This window comes from Pseudomonas taiwanensis DSM 21245, assembly GCF_000425785.1.
GTDB classification, from domain to species: domain Bacteria; phylum Pseudomonadota; class Gammaproteobacteria; order Pseudomonadales; family Pseudomonadaceae; genus Aquipseudomonas; species Aquipseudomonas taiwanensis.
The window spans coordinates 19,004-35,461 of sequence record NZ_KE384452.1 but is presented as its reverse complement, the minus strand read 5'-3'; the positions used below and the strand labels follow the sequence as shown (position 1 = coordinate 35,461).

Genomic DNA, 16,458 nt, shown 5'->3' with positions numbered 1-16,458 from the left:
ATGAACATCATCAATGCACGTCTGCGTGGCAAGTCGGGCCTGTTTCGCATCGAACTGAACGGCGACCGCATCGCAGCCATCGCGCCACAGGCCGATGTGGCGGCGCTCGGCAGCCCCGATGACCTGGACGCCAAGCAGAACCTGGTGGTAGCCCCCTTCGTCGAGCCGCACATTCACCTGGATGCCACCCTTACCGCCGGTGAGCCGAAGTGGAACATGAGCGGTACCTTGTTCGAGGGTATCGAGCGCTGGGCCGAGCGCAAGGAAATCACCACCCACGACGACATCAAGCACCGCTCGAAAAAGACCATCGACATGCTGGTGAACCATGGCATCCAGCACGTGCGTACCCATGTGGATGTGACCGACCCCAAGCTCACTGCGCTCAAGGCCATGGTCGAAGTGCGCGAAGAGGTGCGTCACCTGATCGACCTGCAAATCGTTGCCTTCCCCCAGGAGGGCATCGAGTCGTATGCCAATGGCCGGGCCTTGATGACGGAGGCGGTGGCCATCGGTGCCGATGTGGTCGGCGGCATACCGCATTTTGAAAACACCCGTGATCAAGGGGTGTCATCGGTGAAATTCCTGATGGACCTGGCCGAGCGTACCGGCTGCCTGGTGGACGTGCACTGCGACGAAACCGACGACCCACAGTCGCGCTTTCTCGAGGTACTGGCCGAGGAGGCCCGTGTGCGGCACATGGGGGCACGGGTCACCGCCAGCCATACCACGGCCATGGGGTCCTACGACAACGCCTACTGCTCCAAGCTGTTCCGCCTGCTCAAGCTGTCGGGCATCAACTTCGTGTCGTGCCCAACCGAGAGCATCCACCTGCAAGGTCGCTTCGACACCTACCCCAAGCGCCGCGGCCTGACCCGCGTGGCCGAAATCGACCGTGCGGGCATGAACGTGTGCTTCGGCCAGGACTCGATCGTCGACCCGTGGTATCCGCTGGGCAACGGCAACATCCTGCGCATTCTCGAAGCCGGGCTGCACATCTGCCATATGCTTGGCTACGAAGACCTGCAACGCGGGCTGGACCTGATCACCGACAACAGCGCCCGTACCCTCAACCTGGGCGAGCGCTACGGCATCGACGTCGGGCGGCCGGCTAACCTGTTGCTGCTGTCTGCGCCTGATGACTACGAAATGGTTCGCAGCCAGGGGCATGCCTTGGTGTCGGTGCGCAATGGCAAGGTGCTCATGCGTCGTACGCCTGCGCAGGTCGAGCGGTTTGCCTGACGCCTTTACCGGCAAGCTGGCCCCCCCTACGGTGCAGCAGTGGCCCGGTCATTGTAGGGGCTGGCTTGCCGTGAGTACCCGGGTGTAGCTGGACGTCCGCGAGGCGGCGTTTCGCCGGTGGTGCTGACCTGGTCCGGGTTGGCAGCGCTGCCTGTGTTGCTGGCACGTTGAACGCTTGCCTGGGGGCTTCGAACTTGGCACCCTTGGACCGCGTGAATGGTCCGTGCCTTGGCTGAAGGAAACACACCGTTGAGTTGGGACAAAGTCGGGAAGCTTCTGGTCGCTGTGCTGATTGGCCTGCTGGTCGTGCTGGTGGCCTATGGGTTCCTCAAGAGCCGTCCGCGTTTGGAGGCCACGCTGACCTACGCCTATCTCACTTACCCAAGCCAGTTCAGCGAGCGCATCAGCAAGGCCAGCGAGCTGCTCAAGTACGAGCAATTGCATCGGCGCATTCGCAGCATCGGCCAAGGTGGGCTCAGCGACGAGCAAGTCGACAAGCTGGTCGACCTGGCCCAGGCCCCTTATGCGCAACTGTTCGCCAAGCCCTTCGAGGCAGGCCTGGTGGATCACCGCACCGGTTTGCTGATCGACCTACGCAACACGGGCGATGCGCTGGTGCGCAACGTGAAGGTCAACTTGCCGGCCAAGGGCCTGGTACAGGTTCGCGATGCCCAGGGCAACGACAACATCGTCGAGGTTTCGACGTCGACGGTCGAGATTCCCACCCTCGAGCCGGGTGGCCTGTGCAAGGTCTGGGTGTATTTCGATGCCGACTACGCCCAGATCCGCCAGGGCGGTATCAGCATAAGCCATGCCGATGGCCTGGCCGATGTGCAGGTTTACCGCGAGTATGTGGGGTTTCCCGCGCAAGTGGCCCGGTACAGCCGCGAGTTGGTCACACTGCTGGGGGTGTTGGGGCTGAGCGTGCTGGGGCTTGGCTGTATCTGCCTGTGGCGGCGTCGTGCGCCGGTCCTACCATCCTGAGCTGACGGGCAAGGCTCACTGATCCTGCAGTGCCAGGTTCTGGCGCAGTATCGGCCCACAGGGTGAAATGCACCTCCCTTGAGGTCACTGGACCAGCCGAGCGACCCACTTGCCACCCAGACGGCCATCCTTCAACTGGCGTAACGCCTGAGGCAGTGCCTGGAAGTCGAAACTGCGCCGTTGTGGTGACAGCAACCGACCCTCGGCGACGGCCTGCAAGAGTTGTTCTCCCGCCACCCGCAGCGCTTGGCGGTCGAGCAAGCGGCCATGGGCATGAATACTGTTCAGTGCCACTTAGTGCAACGAGATCGCGGTGCTGAATGCGGGCAGGGGCGCGTTTTCCTGGCGGTCCTGAATGCATACCAGATGGCCGTTGTAGCCAAGCAGGTGGGCAAGGCTGGCGGCATGGGCGCCACTGACCGTATCGAACAGCGCATGCAGCGGGCGCTCGCCAAGGGCGGCCTGCAAGCGGGCCTGCCAGTCGCTTGCTTGGTAGTCGTAGGCTTCGATCACGCCCAGGGCCTTGAGCGCCGCGTGATGATGCTGGCCGGCAGTGGCCCAGACCCTCAACCCACGCTGCACCGCCAATTGCGCGACATACCAGCCCACCGCTCCACCAGCTCCGATCACCAGCACATCGCAGTTGGCGCCAGCGGGCACCTTGGCCAAGGCCTGCCAGGCAGTGAGCGCGGGGCAGGGCACAGCGGCGGCAGCGCTGTCGTCAAGGTTGGTCGGCAGGTGCATCAGCAGATTGGCATCCACCAGGCAGTACTCGGCGAAACTGCCATCGCGAGACAGCGTCTGGTGGTAAGCGACGCGCGTACCCAGTGGCAAATCCACACCATCGCCCAGCGCCTCCACCACACCGACACCATCCACCCCAGGCACGGTCCCTTGGTGCCAGTCCGGATGGCCCCATTGGCAGATCTTCCAATCCACCGGGTTAAGGGCAATGGCGCGGTTGGCGACCAACACTTGGCCGGGGCCAGGGTTAGGCAGGGGCTTGCGAACCAGTTGCAAGCCGTCAAGACCGGCGCCTGGGGTCCAGGCCCAGGCGTTGTAATCGTTGGACATGAAGGTCTCCTTGAGCACAAATCTGCCTGGAGGCTAGCGGATCGGCGCAGGCTGAAACAGCCGCCGCCAGGCCAAACTGTGGTGAATCCACGTCACAGAAAGCTTGCTTCGCCTAGCTTGCGCGGCGAAAGGCCAAGGAAAAGGCGGCACGACAACGATGAGGCAGACGATACGAGCTCACAGGCCTGTGATGTAGACTCGTACAATTCAAGCCAGCTGTGAATCGAAGTCATGCAAAGCCGAATCAAGGACATCAACCGCTCCGGCGAAATGGAGGTGTTCGCCGAGGTGGTGGCCGCCAGCACGTTCTCGGAAGCGGCACGTCGCCTGGACATGACGCCCTCGGCGGTCAGCAAGTTGATTGCCCGCCTCGAACAACGTCTCGGTGCACGCCTGCTACATAGGACCACTCGACGCCTGGAACTGACGGCCGAAGGTGAGCGTTTTCACGTCGAAAGCCTGCGCATCCTCGAGCAGATCGACAACGCCGAACGTGACGTGGCCAATGCGGCCTGCCCAAGCGGCGTCATCCATATCAACAGCAACCTGCCATTCGGCTTGCATTGCCTGACGCCGTTGATTCCCCGATTTCTTGAGACCTACCCACAGATCACCCTGAATCTTGAGCTGACCGACATGGTGGTCGATCTGTTGGAGCGCCGCGCCGATATCGCCATCCGCTCGGGCCCGTTGAAGGCATCGCGCCTGGTGCAGCGCCACCTGGGCCGCAGCCGCTTGCGCACCGTCGCCTCGCCGGGCTACCTGGCGCGCCATGGCTGGCCGCGCACGCCAGCAGAGCTGGCCCGCCACAACCGGCTCGGTTTTGGCTTTCATCGCCACGCCCAGGCGTGGGTCTACCGTGACGAGCACGGTGAGCGGGTGGAGGTCGAGCCCGAGGGCAACCTGCTGGTGCATGACGGCGAGAGCATGCGCCAGCTGTGCCTGGGCGGGGCGGGGGTAGCTCGTCTGGCCAATTTCCATGTGGGCGGCGATATCGACGCGGGACGGTTGGTGCCATTGCTGGACGGTTTTGAAAGCGACGACCAGCAGGACGTGCTGCACGCCGTGTTCATTGGGCCGGGCCGGCAGTTGCCGCAGCGGGTGAGGGTGTTCATCGACTTTCTGGTCGAACATCTGGACACACGCTATTTCAGTTGATGCGGGCGCAACCACTGCTGTATACATGACGCCACCAAGGGGAGCCCGGCAACGGGCTGAGAAACCGCTGGCGCGGTGACCCTTCGAACCTGATCCGGATCATGCCGGCGAAGGGATGGGACTGCCGACCTGCCTTTTTGCCGGCCTCACTGCGAGGTCGTTCCATGTATCACTGCACCGGTCTCGCTGTCAGCCTAGAAAGGACAGCACCATGACCGAACGCTTCACCGCCACCCTGCGCCGTCAGAGCGAGCCGACCTGGTCCGCCGCCGTTGGACACCGCTTCGTCACCCAACTGTGCGACGGTAGCCTGCCGGACGCGGTGATGGTCCGCTACCTGGTACAGGACCACCGCTTCCTCGACAGCTTCCTGACCTTGCTCGGCGCGGCCATCGCCACGGCGGACACCTTCGAAGCCCGCCTGCGTTTCGGGCGTTTCGCCGGCATGATCAGCAGCGACGAAAATACCTATTTCCTGCGCGCTTTCGAGGCCCTGGACGTTAGCGCCGAGCAGCGCCAGGCACCGGCCGACACCGTGCCCACCGCGGGCTTCAAGGCGATCATGCGCGAAGCCGCCGCCACCCGTTCTTACGCCGCAGCGCTGGCAGTGCTCAATGTCGCCGAAGGCCTGTACCTGGACTGGGCGACCAAGGCACCCAAGCCGCTTCCAGCGAATTTCGTCCATGCCGAGTGGATCACCCTGCACGACAACCCGGCGTTCAGTGAATTTGTTGCCTTCCTGCAAACCGAATTGGACCGGGTCGGCCCGCAGGACGCTGAGCGGGCTGCCGATTTCTACCTGCGCACCGTCGCGTTGGAACTGGCCTTCTTCGAGGCCGTGTACGAGGAGCAACAATGAGCCTGGATATCTTCGACCGCCTCAAGGCCGCTGCACTGCCGGAATGGAACAGCTACGTTGATCACAGCTTCGTGCGCCAGATGGGTGACGGCACGTTGTCGGAGGGGGCCTTCCGCACCTATCTGGTACAGGACTATCTGTTCCTTATCCAGTTCGCCCGCGCCTGGGCGCTGGCTGCTTATAAAAGCCGTCGCCCTTCCGACATCCGCGCCGCCCAGGCCGGGCTGGCGGCGATTCTCGACGAAACCGACCTGCATGTGCGCTTGTGCGCGCGCTGGGGCCTTAGTCAGGCTGATATCGAAGCGGCGCCGGAGCTCCAGGCGACCGTGGCCTACACCCGTTTCGTCCTGGACTGCGGCGCGGCCGGCGATTTGCTCGACCTGCACGTCGCGCTGGCGCCTTGCGTGATCGGTTACGCTGAAATTGGTAGTCGGTTGGCAGGCGCTATCGGCGACATGGCCAGCCACCCATACCGCGAATGGATTGGTGAGTATGCCGGCGAGGCTTACCAAGGGGTTGCCCAGGGCGCGCGCAGGCACCTGGACGAACTGGCTGCCCGCAGCATGACTGAACAACGCTTCACGGAGCTGGCGGCGATCTTCGCCCAAGCTTCGAGGCTGGAAGCCGACTTCTGGCAGATGGGGCTGGACGGCGCACGACCTGCATCACTGTAATCGGGGACGCAGTTGGAGTGCCTCAGGATCTGGCGCTGCATCCAAATCACCTGGCACGGCCCATTCCGATAGGAGCGGTTTACCCGTGAAAAGGGCAGTGGTTTCACTGCCGAATTCGCGGGTAAACCCGCTCCCACAGGGAGGGCTGCCGGGAGGTCAATCCAGCAACGCGCCCAGCGCCACCATCGCGCCGTCGAATTCATCCATGGCATCGAGCATGGCACCGCTAAAGTAAGCCAGCGATGCCCGGTCGAACAGGATGTGCATAGCCGGCAACGTCGCGCTCCCAACATTGATCACGATCACATTGATCCGCGCCGCCGATGTCTGGGCCACCGCCCCGACGGGAAACGTCTCCGGTCTCAGGTCGACGCCACACAGCTTGGCCATCACCGCGCTCCCTCGGTGCCCTGACAGTTGCAGCCAGGCATGGCTGTCTTGACGCGGCAGCAGGTAATTGCGTCGGGCGTCCTGTGCCCAGTTGGCCTCCTCGGCGGCGACCCGCTCGCCTTCGTCGGCAAGGCTGCCGAGCAGCAGGTATTCGCTTTGTGACAACCGAGCTACCCACCCTCCGTCATCCTGGCGCAGCGCCTGGTTGGGCCGCTCGGGGAGGCGATAGCCCCGCGCCTGCAGGTAGGCTGCGCTGTCGCTGCCGCGAAAGCCCACGCGCGGCAGGTCAGTCAGGTTGGTCAGCGCGCAGGTATTGAGCAGCCCGGCCTGCGGACTGCGTTCGATCAAAGCTTCGGCATTGAGGCTGGACATGAATCAGAGCTCCTGGCGCTGGTTGTCGGGGTCGAAGAAGGGCAGTTGCACCACCAGGGCGTTGACCATCACGCCGCCCTCCACGCGGATCGGGATGTGCATACCGGGGGTGGCCTGGTGCGCCCCGGCGTAGGCCAGGCCGATGATCTGTCCCAGGGTCTGGGAGTACTCGCAGGAGGTGACGTTGCCGCTGATGTCCTGGCCGTCCAGCACCAGATGCCCCTCCAGCGGTTGTGGGCTGCCTTTGGGTAGGGTGAAACCGACCAGTTTGCGCTTGAGCGGCTGCCCTTCGAGGATCTCGATCGAGCGTTTGCCAACGAAGAACGGCTTCTTGCGGCCGATCGCCCACTGCATGTCGATCTCGGCCGGGTGGGTCATGCCGTCGGTGTCCTGGCTGATGATCACATGGCCCTTCTCAAGGCGCAGCAGGCGTTGGGTCTCGACACCGAACGGGCGGATGCCAAGCCCCGCACCGGCCTGCATCAGCGCATCCCACAGGCGTTCAGCATGGCGCGCAGGCACGTGCACTTCATAGCCCAGCTCGCCGACGAAGCCGACCCGCAGGATACGCGCCGGGATGCCGGCCACCGTGCCCACGCGTACGCCCAGGTAAGCAAAGGCCTCGGCCGACAGTTCGACATCGTTGCACACCTTGGCCAGCACCTGTCGCGACAGTGGCCCGGCCAGGTTCACCGCAGCCAGCGCGGCGGTGACGTTGGTGATGTCCACGTCCAGGCGCCATTGCGCGTTCCACTTGAGCATCTGTTGGTAGATGCGGTCCACGCCGCTGGTGGTGGCGGTGACGTAGAAGTGCTGGTCGGCCAGGCGTGCGCAGACGCCATCGTCGATCACCACGCCGTGCTCGTTGGTCATCAGAGCATATCGGGTGCGCCCGACCGGAAGCTTGGCGAAGCCGAAGGTGTAGAGCCGTTCGAGCAGTTCGGCGGCATCCGGGCCGCGCACATCCAGGCCGCCAAGGGTGGAAACGTCGATCAGGCCGACCTGCTCGCGCACGTGGCGGGCTTCTTCTTGCATGCAGCGCTCCCGCTGGTCCGGCGTGCCGTAGTAAGCGGGGCGCTGCCAGATGCCAGCAGGCATCATCTTCGCCCCGGCTTCCAGGTGACGGCGGTGCATGGGTGTCTGGCGATAGGGGTCGAACGCACGGCCCGCGACGTGCGCCAGTTTCTCGGCCTGGAATGGTGGGCGAGCGGTGGTCACACCGGTTTCGCTGATGCTGCGCCCAGTAGCCTGGGCCACCAGGCGAGCGGTGGGCAGTGCCGAGTGGCGGCCTTGGGACGGGCCCATGCCCACCGTTGAGAAGCGCTTGACCAGCTGTACATCACGGTAGCCGCTGCGGGTGGCGTTGACGATGTCACGCACTTGCAGGTCTTCGTCGAAATCGACGAAATCCTTGCCTTTGGGGTGCGGGAAGATCGGCCAGGGGAAGTTGACCTTGGCTTCGGCGACGAAGGCCGGCAGCACCGGGGGCGGCAGGTCCAGTGCGGTCAGTGCTTCGGCGGCGCCGCGCGAGGCGTCGGTTAGCACGTTGTCCAGTTGGTGGCGGCCGTTCACCGAGCCTGCGAGATCAAGCCCAGCGGGCAGGCCGCTGATGGCGAACTCGTCGCGACCTACGTCGTAGGCCAGCTTGCCGCCGGCCTGGCATAGCAACGGGTACACCGGCATGTAGCCTGCCGACATGCACAGCAGGTCGCACGCCAGGCGCAGGCCATGCTCGCTCACCTTCCCTTGACCGGTGATGGGGCGAATGTCCACGCCGCTGACATGGCGCATGCCGGCTTCGTGCAGGGCCTCGTAGACGGTACTGCCAAGGTGCAGGGCAATGTCGCGGCGCTTGAGCTCGGCCGCCAGCGTGGCATCGGCGGGAGCGGCGCGCATGTCTACCACCGCCGCCACGGCCACGCCTTGCTCTTGCAGGTCGAGCGCGGCCAGGTAGCCATCGTCATGCCCGGTGAGGATCACCGCACGCTGGCCCGGCTTGACCGCATACAGCTTCATCAGTCGCTGGGCCGCGCTGGTCAGCATCACACCGGGCAGGTCATTGTTGCGAAACACAACCGGCTGGTCGAACGAGCCGGCCGCCACCAGGCAGCGAGTAGCGCGTACCTTGTACATGCGTTTGTGTTGGATCACCGGCAGGTAGTTGTCGGTGAACCAACCGTTGCAGGTGGCCTCCAGCAATACCTGGATGTTCGGGTGGCCTTCGACCGCCGCCAGCAGTTCCTGGCGCAGCCTGGTGGCACGGGTGCCGGCGATGTCGAAACGGGCATAGGTGAGCGAACCACCCAGCACCGGCTGCTGCTCGATCAACAGCACCTTGGCCCCGCCGTTGGCGGCATCCAGGGCCGCGCGCAAGCCGGCTGGACCGCCCCCGATGATGGCGATGTCAACGAACAGATACGCTTTGTCGTAGTACTGCGGCCTGAAGCTCAGGTCGAGCACGCCGAGTCCGGCCTTCTTGCGGATCAGAGGCTCCCAGACCTTCCACATACCCTTGGGTTTGTAGAACGCACGGTAGTAGAAGCCCACCGGCATGAAGCGCGAGAATGTGCCCAGGTAGGCATCGCGGTCGTTGTCCAGGCTGCCGTTGAAGTTCTGGCCTTCGACCACCTGGCCATCCTGTGCGGCCTGCATGTCGGCCAGCACATTGGGTTCGTCGGGCAATTGCACCAGGGTATTGGCGTCCTGCCCGGCCAGGCTCAAGGGGCCGCGTGGGCGGTGGTACTTGAACGAGCGCGACAGCAGCCAGCGACCGTTGCCGAGCAAGGCGCTGGCGATGCTGTCGCCGGCAAAGCCAGGGTAGCTCTGGCCGTCGAAGGTAAAGCGCAGGGGCCGGTCGCGGTCGATCAGCAGGCCCATGGGCGCGGGGAGGCGAGTGAGGCTGTTCATCCTGCGGTCTCCGGCGTGGCGGTGGGGGCAAAGTCGATGCGGCGGACGAATACGTCCTTTGGATCGAAGGTGCGCAGTACCTGGTCGCTCACGGTGTGACGTTCGGCCAGGAACCAGTAGCTGGAGGCGTTGTGCAGCCACCATTCGACGACCACCCCGGCAAGGTTGTCGCTGTTGAACACGTAGTCGGCCCACTCCGCGTCGCTGCAGCGACTTGGGTCGGGCATCTGCTTGAACTCGCCGCCGTAGGTGAATTCGCTGATGTTGCGCGGGCCGTTCAAGGGGCAGGTCAGGATCTTCATCGTGCGTTCCTCTAGTGGCTGGCCGCCGTGGCGCCCATTTCATTGACTTGCTGGAAGCGGCTGAAGCGCTCCAGGGCGAAAGGGGCGATCAGTTCGGGCACCTTGCCGCCGCTGGCGACCAGTTCGGCCATGGTCTTGCCGCAGATGGGCGTGGACTTGAAGCCCCAGGTGCCCCAGCCAGCATCCAGGTAGTAGTTCTCGACCGGCGACAGGCCCATGATCGGACTGTAATCCGGGGTCATGTCGGTCATACCGGCCCATTGGCGCATCAGCTTGGCGTTGGCCATGAACGGGAACATTTCGATGGCGTGGGCCAGCAGGCTTTCCTTGAGGTCCAGGGTCGAGCGGGTGTTGTACAGCGGGTAGGGATCGGAGCCGCCACCGAAGACGATCTCGCCACGGCTGGTCTGTTGCACATAGCAGTGCAGGGCGGACGAGCTGACCAGCGGATCGAGGAACGGTTTGAACGGCTGGGTAACCATCGCCTGCAGCGGGTAGGTGTGGATCGGCGCGCGAATGCCCGCCTTGGCCATCAACAGCGAGCTGGCGCCAGCCACCGCCTGCACCACGCAGCCGCACTGGACGGTGCCACGGTTGGTCTTGACCGCTTCGATCCGGCCATTGCGAATCACCAGGTCCTGCACTTCGGTCAACTGATGGATTTCCACGCCGCGTTTGGCCGCTTGCTTGGCGTAACCCCAGGCCACCGCGTCATGGCGCGCGGTGGCGCCGTCGATGTGCCAGAGCCCGGCCAGCACCGGCAAGTGGCCGGGGTCGAGATTCAGGGTCGGTACCAGTTCGCGGATCTGCTGGCGGTCGATCATTTCGGTACGCCCGCCGAAGTGTTTGTTGACCTCGGCCCGTTGGCGGAAGGCGCGCACGGTGGCATCGGTGTGCGCCAGGGTGAGCTGGCCACGCTCGGAATACATGATGTTGAAGTCGAATTCGTTCGACAGGTGCTGGAACATCCGCACCGATTCGGCGTAGAAGCGCACGCCTTCGCTGGTGAGGTAATTGGAGCGGATCACCGCGGTGTTGCGCGCGGTATTGCCACCGCCCAGATAGGCTTTTTCCAGCACTGCGACATTGGTCACGCCATGGTATCTGGCCAGGTAGTAGGCAATGGCCAGGCCGTGACCGCCGCCGCCGATGATCACCACGTCGTAACGTGGCTTGAGTTCGCAAGGTGGCGGCAGGTCGACCTCCACCGGGTAGTCGGCGCTCAGGCCGTATTTCAGCAGGGCGAAGGGCATGGGGTGCGCTCCTGTTGGGCGGCCTGTTGCTGCAGGTCGAGGGCGAGCAGGGTATTTTTCATCAGGTAGGCGATGGTCATGGGCCCGACGCCTCCGGGAACCGGGGTGATGGCGGCGGCCTGGGGCAGGGCCGCGTCGAAGTCGACATCGCCCACCAAGCGGCTGCGGCCGTTCTCTTCGATGCGGTTGATACCCACATCGATGACCACTGCCCCCGGCTTGAGCCAGTCGGCGCCGATCAGCCGAGGCTTGCCGACCGCGGCGACCAGGATGTCCGCTTCGCGGCACAGTGCCGGTAAGTCACGGCTGCGCGAATGCACCACTGTCACCGTGCAGTCGGCCTGCAACAACAGGGCGGCCATGGGCTTGCCGACAATGTTGGAGCGGCCGACCACCACCGCGTGCTTGCCCCGCAATGGGCCACAGGCATCACGCAGTAGGCGCATGCAGCCACTGGGCGTGCAAGGGGTGAGTACATCGCGACCCTGGGCCAGGCCGCCGACGTTTTCACTGTGAAAACCGTCCACGTCCTTAAGCGGACTGATGGCCTGCAAGACGCGGTGTTCATCGATATGCGCGGGCAAGGGCAACTGCACGAGAATGCCATTTATCGCCGTATCGCGATTGAGCCGGTCGATCAGGGTCAGTAGCTCGTGCTCGGTGGTGTCGCCTGGCAGACGGTGCTCCAGCGAGCGAATACCCACCTCCTCGGCGCGCAGCACCTTGTTGCGCACATACACCTGGCTAGCCGCGTCCATGCCCACCAGCACCACTGCCAGGCCCGGTTGCACGCCGCCCTGGCGCAGGGTGTCGACCTGCTCGCGCACCTCGGCCAGCACCCGCGCCGCCGTGGCCTTGCCGTCGATCAGCTTGACGCTGGGGATGGCATTCATTTGAAGATCACCGTGCGGTCGTGGTTGAGGAACACGCGGTGTTCGAGGTGGTACTTCACCGCGCGGGACAGGGCGATGGTTTCGGTATCGCGGCCGATGGCGACCAGATCGTCAGGCGCGTAGGCGTGGTCCACACGTTGCACTTCCTGCTCGATGATCGGGCCTTCGTCCAGGTCGCTGGTGACGTAATGGGCAGTGGCGCCGATCAGCTTGACCCCGCGTTGGTAGGCCTGGTGATAGGGCTTGGCGCCCTTGAAACCCGGCAGGAACGAGTGGTGGATGTTGATGGCCCGGCCCGAGAGTTGACGGCACAGGTCGTCGGAGAGGATTTGCATGTAGCGCGCCAGCACCACCAGCTCAGTATCGGTGTCCTCGACGATGCGCATCAGCGCCGCTTCCTGCTCGGCCTTGGTTTCCTTGGTTACCGGCAGGTAGACGAAGCGGATGCCCTGGCGCTCGGCCATGGGCCGCAGGTCCAGGTGGTTGGAAACCACGGCGGTGATCTGCATCTCCAGTTCACCTTTGGCGTGGCGGTAGAGCAGGTCGCTCAGGCAATGGTCGAACTTGCTCACCATCAGCAGCACGCGCATCGGGCGGGCGCTGCTGTGCAGGCTCCAGTCCATGGCGAAGCGCTGGGCCACGTCGGCGAAGCCCGCTTCCAGCTGCGGCGTGTCACCAGTGATACCGGTGTTGTAACGGAACACGGCGCGCATGAAGAAGCGGCCATTGTCTTCGTCGTCGAACTGCGCCATCTCGCTGATGTAGCAACCGTGCTCGGCCAGGTAGGTGGTCACCGCCGCGACGATGCCGGACACGGCCGGACAGCTGACGCGCAGGATGAAATGGTCGGGAGCGGGGTGCATGTCGAGGTCCTCGTGGTGGGGTGGGGCAGGTCGGGCACAAGGGCGAAATGGCCTCGCGGCTGGCGAAGCGGTGTTTCTTATCAGGAATATAAATTTCCTTTTGGCGATTTATAGGCGAAGAGGTGGGTGGTGGTCCAGAGGTTTGTGAAATTTTTTATCCTGAGGGGAAATTCTGGTGATCGAGGTGGCCCCTGGCAGGCGCCGGCTGGCCGGCGACATCGCCAGTGCAGCCGACACCAAAAACTGGCTATGCTTGCCCCATGACCAACACCCCTCCATTACGCCAACCGTGCCCCCCCGGCGCCTGTGTGTGTGGCCGCGAACAACTGGCCGATCACCCCCAGGCCGCCCAGCGAATCCTGCTGCTCACTCGCCAGGAAGAAAAACGCCTGCTCGAGCGCCTGGAAAACCTCAAGGACCTGGAGGATCTGCAACGCCTGCAGCAGCGCATGTACGAAAACCTCGGCATTCGCGTGCACATCGCCCCTGGGTTCAACGAAGTGCGCACCATGCGCGGTATCGTCATCGAACTGGACGAGCAGGTGGGGTTGTGCCGCAAGACCCGACAGTCGATTCCGGCTGCGATTCGGCGGGGGTTGGAGCGTAACCCGCAGGTCGCGTTCCGGTTGCTGGATGCGCATGATCTGTTGCGGGACGCTTGAGGGGTCGTCTTGAGCCGCACGGCGCTGTCGAGATCGAGTGCCGCCCAACAGCGGACTCCCGCCAGCCTGCTCCAGCCTCACCCAGACTAATTTTCCCAACGGCTCCAACGTCTACCTGAGAGCCGCCCCACGCCAAGTGCGTATCGGCATTCATCACTCAAGGAGACAGGCAATGACTTCCGTTTTCGACCGCGACGATATTCAGTTCCAGGTAGTGGTCAACCACGAAGAGCAATACTCCATCTGGCCCGACTACAAGGCCATCCCCAACGGCTGGCGCGCCGTGGGCAAGAGCGGCCTGAAGAAGGACTGCCTGGCCTACATCGACGAGGTCTGGACCGACATGCGCCCTCTGAGCCTACGTCAGAAGATGGCTGAAGCCGCGGCGCAGTGAGCGGGATGAAGCTGCTGTGCCTGCCTTACTCCGGCGCCAGTGCCATGGTCTACAGCCGCTGGCGGCGCACGTTGCCGGCTTGGCTTGAGCTGCGCCCGGTGGAGCTGCCGGGCCGTGGCGCGCGCCTGAGTGAACCACTGCAGACCGACATGCAGGCGCTGGCCCGGCAACTGGCGGCCGAGCAGCGCACGGCCGCCAGCGCGCCCTATGCATTGCTGGGGCACAGCCTGGGCGCGCTGCTGGCGTTCGAGCTGGCCCATGAACTGCAAGCGCTGGGCTGCCCGGCGCCACGCGCGTTGTTCGCCTGCGGTACCGCGGCACCGACCCGTCGCGAAGACTACGATGGCAAGCACTGGTCCGAACCCAAGACCGACGCCGAGCTGATCAACGAGCTGCGTGCGCTCGACGGTACTCCACAGGAGGTGCTGGCCAACGCCGAGCTAATGAGCCTGACCTTGCCCATCCTGCGCCATGATTTCCTGCTGTGCGGCCGTTATGCCTATCGTCAGCGGTCGCTGCTGCAATGTCCGCTGCACGTCCTCGGCGGTGAGGCCGACCGGGCCACGCAAGAGCAACTCATGGCCTGGCGCCGTGAAACCTCGGGGGAATTTTCGCTGCAAATGTTCCCCGGCGGCCACTTCTTCATCCATGAGCACGAGCACCGCGTGCTCGGTGTGGTGGCCGCGTCGCTGGAGCCGTACCGGCGTTCTGCCTGATTGACGTCATCGCTTGCCTGGGGGAGGCTAGGGTTTTCCCCAGGCAAGAGGCCGACAATGCTGATCAACCCTCGCCAGGCCACGCTGCTGGTCGTCGATATCCAGGAAAAGCTCATAGGCGCCATGAGCGACCCCGAGGGCACCCGAGCGCGTGCGCGCTGGCTGGTGGCGGCCAGCGCCGAGCTGCAATTGCCAATCGTGATGTCCGAGCAGTACCCCAAAGGCCTGGGGCACACCCTGGCAGCGCTCACCACTGCCGCACCGGCAGCCCAGGTGGTGGAGAAAACGCATTTTTCCTGTGTGGCTGCCGAGTGCCTGCCGGAAAGCCTGCTGCGCCGCGAGCAAGTGATCGTCTGTGGTATGGAAACCCATGTCTGCGTGCTACAGACCGTGCTGGGCCTGTTGTCGCTGGGCAAGCACGTGTTCGTGGTCGAGGATGCCTGCGACAGCCGTACCCCGGCCAGCAAGGCCGCGGGCCTGGCGCGCATGCGTGATGCCGGGGCGCAGGTGGTGACCCGTGAGATGGTGCTGTTCGAACTGATGGGCAGCGCCAGCCATCCCTTGTTTCGCCATATCAGCAAGACCTACCTGGTCGGTGAGCAGCCCTGAACGCGCGGCTGATGGCGGCAGGGCTGGTGGCGCTGGCCCTGCTGCAAGGTTGCGCCGGGCGCCGCGAAGAAGCAGTGGAAACCGACCCCACCAAAGTGCGAGCACAGTTGATGCGACTGCTGCCGGCGCAAGCCAAGGACCGGCAAGGGTGGGCCCAGGATATCCAAGTGGCCTTCGAAGCCCAGGGCATTGCCCCAAGCAAAAGCAACCTGTGCGCGGTATTGGCCGTCACCGAGCAGGAGTCGACCTTCAATGCCGACCCACAGGTGCCGAACCTCGGGCGCATCGCCCGAGCAGAAATCGACCGGCGCGCGGCGCGTCTGCATATCCCCAAGCTGCTGGTCGACGGTGCCCTGAATACCAGTTCCGGCAGTGGCAAGACCTATCAGCAGAGGCTGCTGGCGGTACGCAGCGAGAAACAGTTGAGCACGCTGTACGATGATTTCATTGCCGGCCTGCCCTTGGGCAAGACTCTGCTGGGCGGGCTGAACCCGGTGCATACCGGTGGGCCGATGCAAGTGAGCATCGACTTTGCCGAGCAGCACGCCAAGGGTTACCCCTACCGCTATGAAGGCACGATCCGGCAGGAGGTATTCACCCGCCGTGGCGGTTTGTACTTCGGCATCACCCACCTGCTGGGCTACCCAGCGAACTACGAGCGGCCGTTGTACCGCTTCGCCGATTTCAATGCGGGTTGGTACGCCAGCCGCAATGCCGCTTTCCAGGCAGCGTTGAGCCGGGCAACCGGGGTGAAGTTGGCGCTGGATGGCGACCTGGTGGCGCCAGGGGCGATCATGCCCGGAACCACCGAGCAGGCGGCGCGCAAACTGGGGGCGAAGCTTGGCTTGCGCAACCCGCAGATTCGCAGCGAACTGGAGCAGGGTGACAGCCTGGCCTTCGAGGACACCCGGTTGTACCGCGGCGTGTTCGCCCTGGCCGATGCGGCGGCCGGCAAGCCGGTGCCGCGTGCAGTATTGCCGGGAATCGAGCTCAAGAGCCCGAAGATTACCCGCAAGTTGACCACGGCGTGGTTCGCAGGTCGTGTGGATGAGCGTTACCAGCGCTGCATGAAGCGGTAGGGCAAACCCGCTCCCCAAAGTCTGGCC

At 64.2% G+C, this 16,458-nt stretch carries 18 protein-coding genes and 1 riboswitch; of the genes, 10 read left to right on the top strand and 8 right to left on the bottom strand.

Features of this window, described 5'->3' with window-relative positions; genetic code table 11:
* Nucleotides 1–1,242 (top strand): cytosine deaminase, encoded by a 1,242-nt coding sequence (gene codA / locus H620_RS0123550; RefSeq protein WP_027908148.1) that lies wholly within the window; start codon nt 1–3, stop codon nt 1,240–1,242.
* A 249-nt stretch (nt 1,243–1,491) separates the two neighbouring features.
* Nucleotides 1,492–2,226 carry a COG1361 family protein gene (locus tag H620_RS0123545; RefSeq protein WP_027908147.1) on the top strand — a complete coding sequence of 245 codons (735 nt, stop codon included), beginning with the start codon at nt 1,492–1,494 and terminating at the stop codon, nt 2,224–2,226.
* 84 nt (nt 2,227–2,310) lie between these two features.
* Here the strand turns inward: H620_RS0123545 and H620_RS27550 are convergent, their stop codons facing one another.
* Together H620_RS27550 and H620_RS0123540 are read right to left on the bottom strand one after the other, a co-directional pair.
* Nucleotides 2,311–2,520: an MDR/zinc-dependent alcohol dehydrogenase-like family protein gene (locus H620_RS27550; protein WP_244880983.1), complete on the bottom strand. Its 210-nt coding sequence runs from the start codon at nt 2,518–2,520 to the stop codon at nt 2,311–2,313.
* Nucleotides 2,521–3,300 (bottom strand): alcohol dehydrogenase catalytic domain-containing protein, encoded by a 780-nt coding sequence (locus H620_RS0123540; RefSeq protein ID WP_244880982.1) that lies wholly within the window; start codon nt 3,298–3,300, stop codon nt 2,521–2,523.
* 231 nt (nt 3,301–3,531) lie between these two features.
* On the opposite strand from H620_RS0123540, the gene H620_RS0123535 reads away from it, so the two are divergent.
* From H620_RS0123535 to tenA, 3 genes are all read left to right on the top strand, one after another.
* Complete coding sequence (locus H620_RS0123535) at nt 3,532–4,458, top strand: LysR family transcriptional regulator (RefSeq protein WP_023381179.1); 927 nt, start codon at nt 3,532–3,534, stop codon at nt 4,456–4,458.
* A gap of 27 nt (nt 4,459–4,485) precedes the next feature.
* A riboswitch (TPP riboswitch) is annotated at nt 4,486–4,591 on the top strand.
* A gap of 78 nt (nt 4,592–4,669) precedes the next feature.
* Nucleotides 4,670–5,317: a TenA family protein gene (locus H620_RS0123530; protein WP_023381178.1), complete on the top strand. Its 648-nt coding sequence runs from the start codon at nt 4,670–4,672 to the stop codon at nt 5,315–5,317.
* Nucleotides 5,314–5,991 carry a thiaminase II gene (tenA, locus tag H620_RS0123525; protein ID WP_023381177.1) on the top strand — a complete coding sequence of 226 codons (678 nt, stop codon included), beginning with the start codon at nt 5,314–5,316 and terminating at the stop codon, nt 5,989–5,991. The genes H620_RS0123530 and tenA overlap by 4 nt, the downstream gene beginning before the upstream one ends.
* A 156-nt stretch (nt 5,992–6,147) precedes the next feature.
* On the opposite strand, the gene H620_RS0123520 is transcribed toward tenA, so the two are convergent.
* From H620_RS0123520 to purU, 6 genes are read right to left on the bottom strand one after another with little or no spacing between them, the layout of a single operon-like run.
* On the bottom strand, nt 6,148–6,753 hold the full coding sequence (locus tag H620_RS0123520) for an aminomethyltransferase family protein (protein WP_023381176.1): 606 nt from the start codon (nt 6,751–6,753) through the stop codon (nt 6,148–6,150).
* Nucleotides 6,754–6,756: 3 nt separating this feature from the next.
* Nucleotides 6,757–9,660, bottom strand: a complete 2,904-nt coding sequence (locus H620_RS0123515) for a 2Fe-2S iron-sulfur cluster-binding protein (RefSeq protein WP_027908145.1) — start codon at nt 9,658–9,660, stop codon at nt 6,757–6,759.
* On the bottom strand, nt 9,657–9,962 hold the full coding sequence (locus H620_RS0123510) for a sarcosine oxidase subunit delta (protein WP_023381174.1): 306 nt from the start codon (nt 9,960–9,962) through the stop codon (nt 9,657–9,659). The genes H620_RS0123515 and H620_RS0123510 overlap by 4 nt, the downstream gene beginning before the upstream one ends.
* A gap of 11 nt (nt 9,963–9,973) precedes the next feature.
* The gene (locus H620_RS0123505) at nt 9,974–11,215 is read right to left on the bottom strand and encodes an FAD-dependent oxidoreductase (RefSeq protein ID WP_023381173.1); all 1,242 of its coding nucleotides are present in this window, start codon (nt 11,213–11,215) and stop codon (nt 9,974–9,976) included.
* Nucleotides 11,197–12,108, bottom strand: a complete 912-nt coding sequence (gene folD, locus H620_RS0123500) for a bifunctional methylenetetrahydrofolate dehydrogenase/methenyltetrahydrofolate cyclohydrolase FolD (RefSeq protein WP_023381172.1) — start codon at nt 12,106–12,108, stop codon at nt 11,197–11,199. Before folD ends, H620_RS0123505 begins: the two co-directional genes overlap by 19 nt.
* Nucleotides 12,105–12,971, bottom strand: coding sequence for a formyltetrahydrofolate deformylase (gene purU, locus H620_RS0123495; protein ID WP_027908144.1), 867 nt, complete (start codon nt 12,969–12,971; stop codon nt 12,105–12,107). The genes folD and purU overlap by 4 nt, the downstream gene beginning before the upstream one ends.
* Before the next feature lie 260 nt (nt 12,972–13,231).
* Between purU and H620_RS0123490 the strand changes: the two genes are divergently transcribed.
* From H620_RS0123490 to H620_RS0123470, 5 genes are all read left to right on the top strand, one after another.
* Nucleotides 13,232–13,633, top strand: coding sequence for a hypothetical protein (locus tag H620_RS0123490; protein ID WP_027908143.1), 402 nt, complete (start codon nt 13,232–13,234; stop codon nt 13,631–13,633).
* Between the two features lie 172 nt (nt 13,634–13,805).
* Nucleotides 13,806–14,027: an MbtH family protein gene (locus H620_RS0123485; RefSeq protein ID WP_003256222.1), complete on the top strand. Its 222-nt coding sequence runs from the start codon at nt 13,806–13,808 to the stop codon at nt 14,025–14,027.
* Between the two features lie 5 nt (nt 14,028–14,032).
* Nucleotides 14,033–14,743 carry a thioesterase II family protein gene (locus H620_RS0123480; RefSeq protein ID WP_189672951.1) on the top strand — a complete coding sequence of 237 codons (711 nt, stop codon included), beginning with the start codon at nt 14,033–14,035 and terminating at the stop codon, nt 14,741–14,743.
* A 57-nt stretch (nt 14,744–14,800) separates the two neighbouring features.
* Nucleotides 14,801–15,352, top strand: a complete 552-nt coding sequence (locus tag H620_RS0123475; RefSeq protein WP_023381168.1) for a hydrolase — start codon at nt 14,801–14,803, stop codon at nt 15,350–15,352.
* A gap of 11 nt (nt 15,353–15,363) precedes the next feature.
* Complete coding sequence (locus tag H620_RS0123470; protein WP_049818850.1) at nt 15,364–16,431, top strand: DUF1615 domain-containing protein; 1,068 nt, start codon at nt 15,364–15,366, stop codon at nt 16,429–16,431.
* Nucleotides 16,432–16,458: the final 27 nt, after the last annotated feature.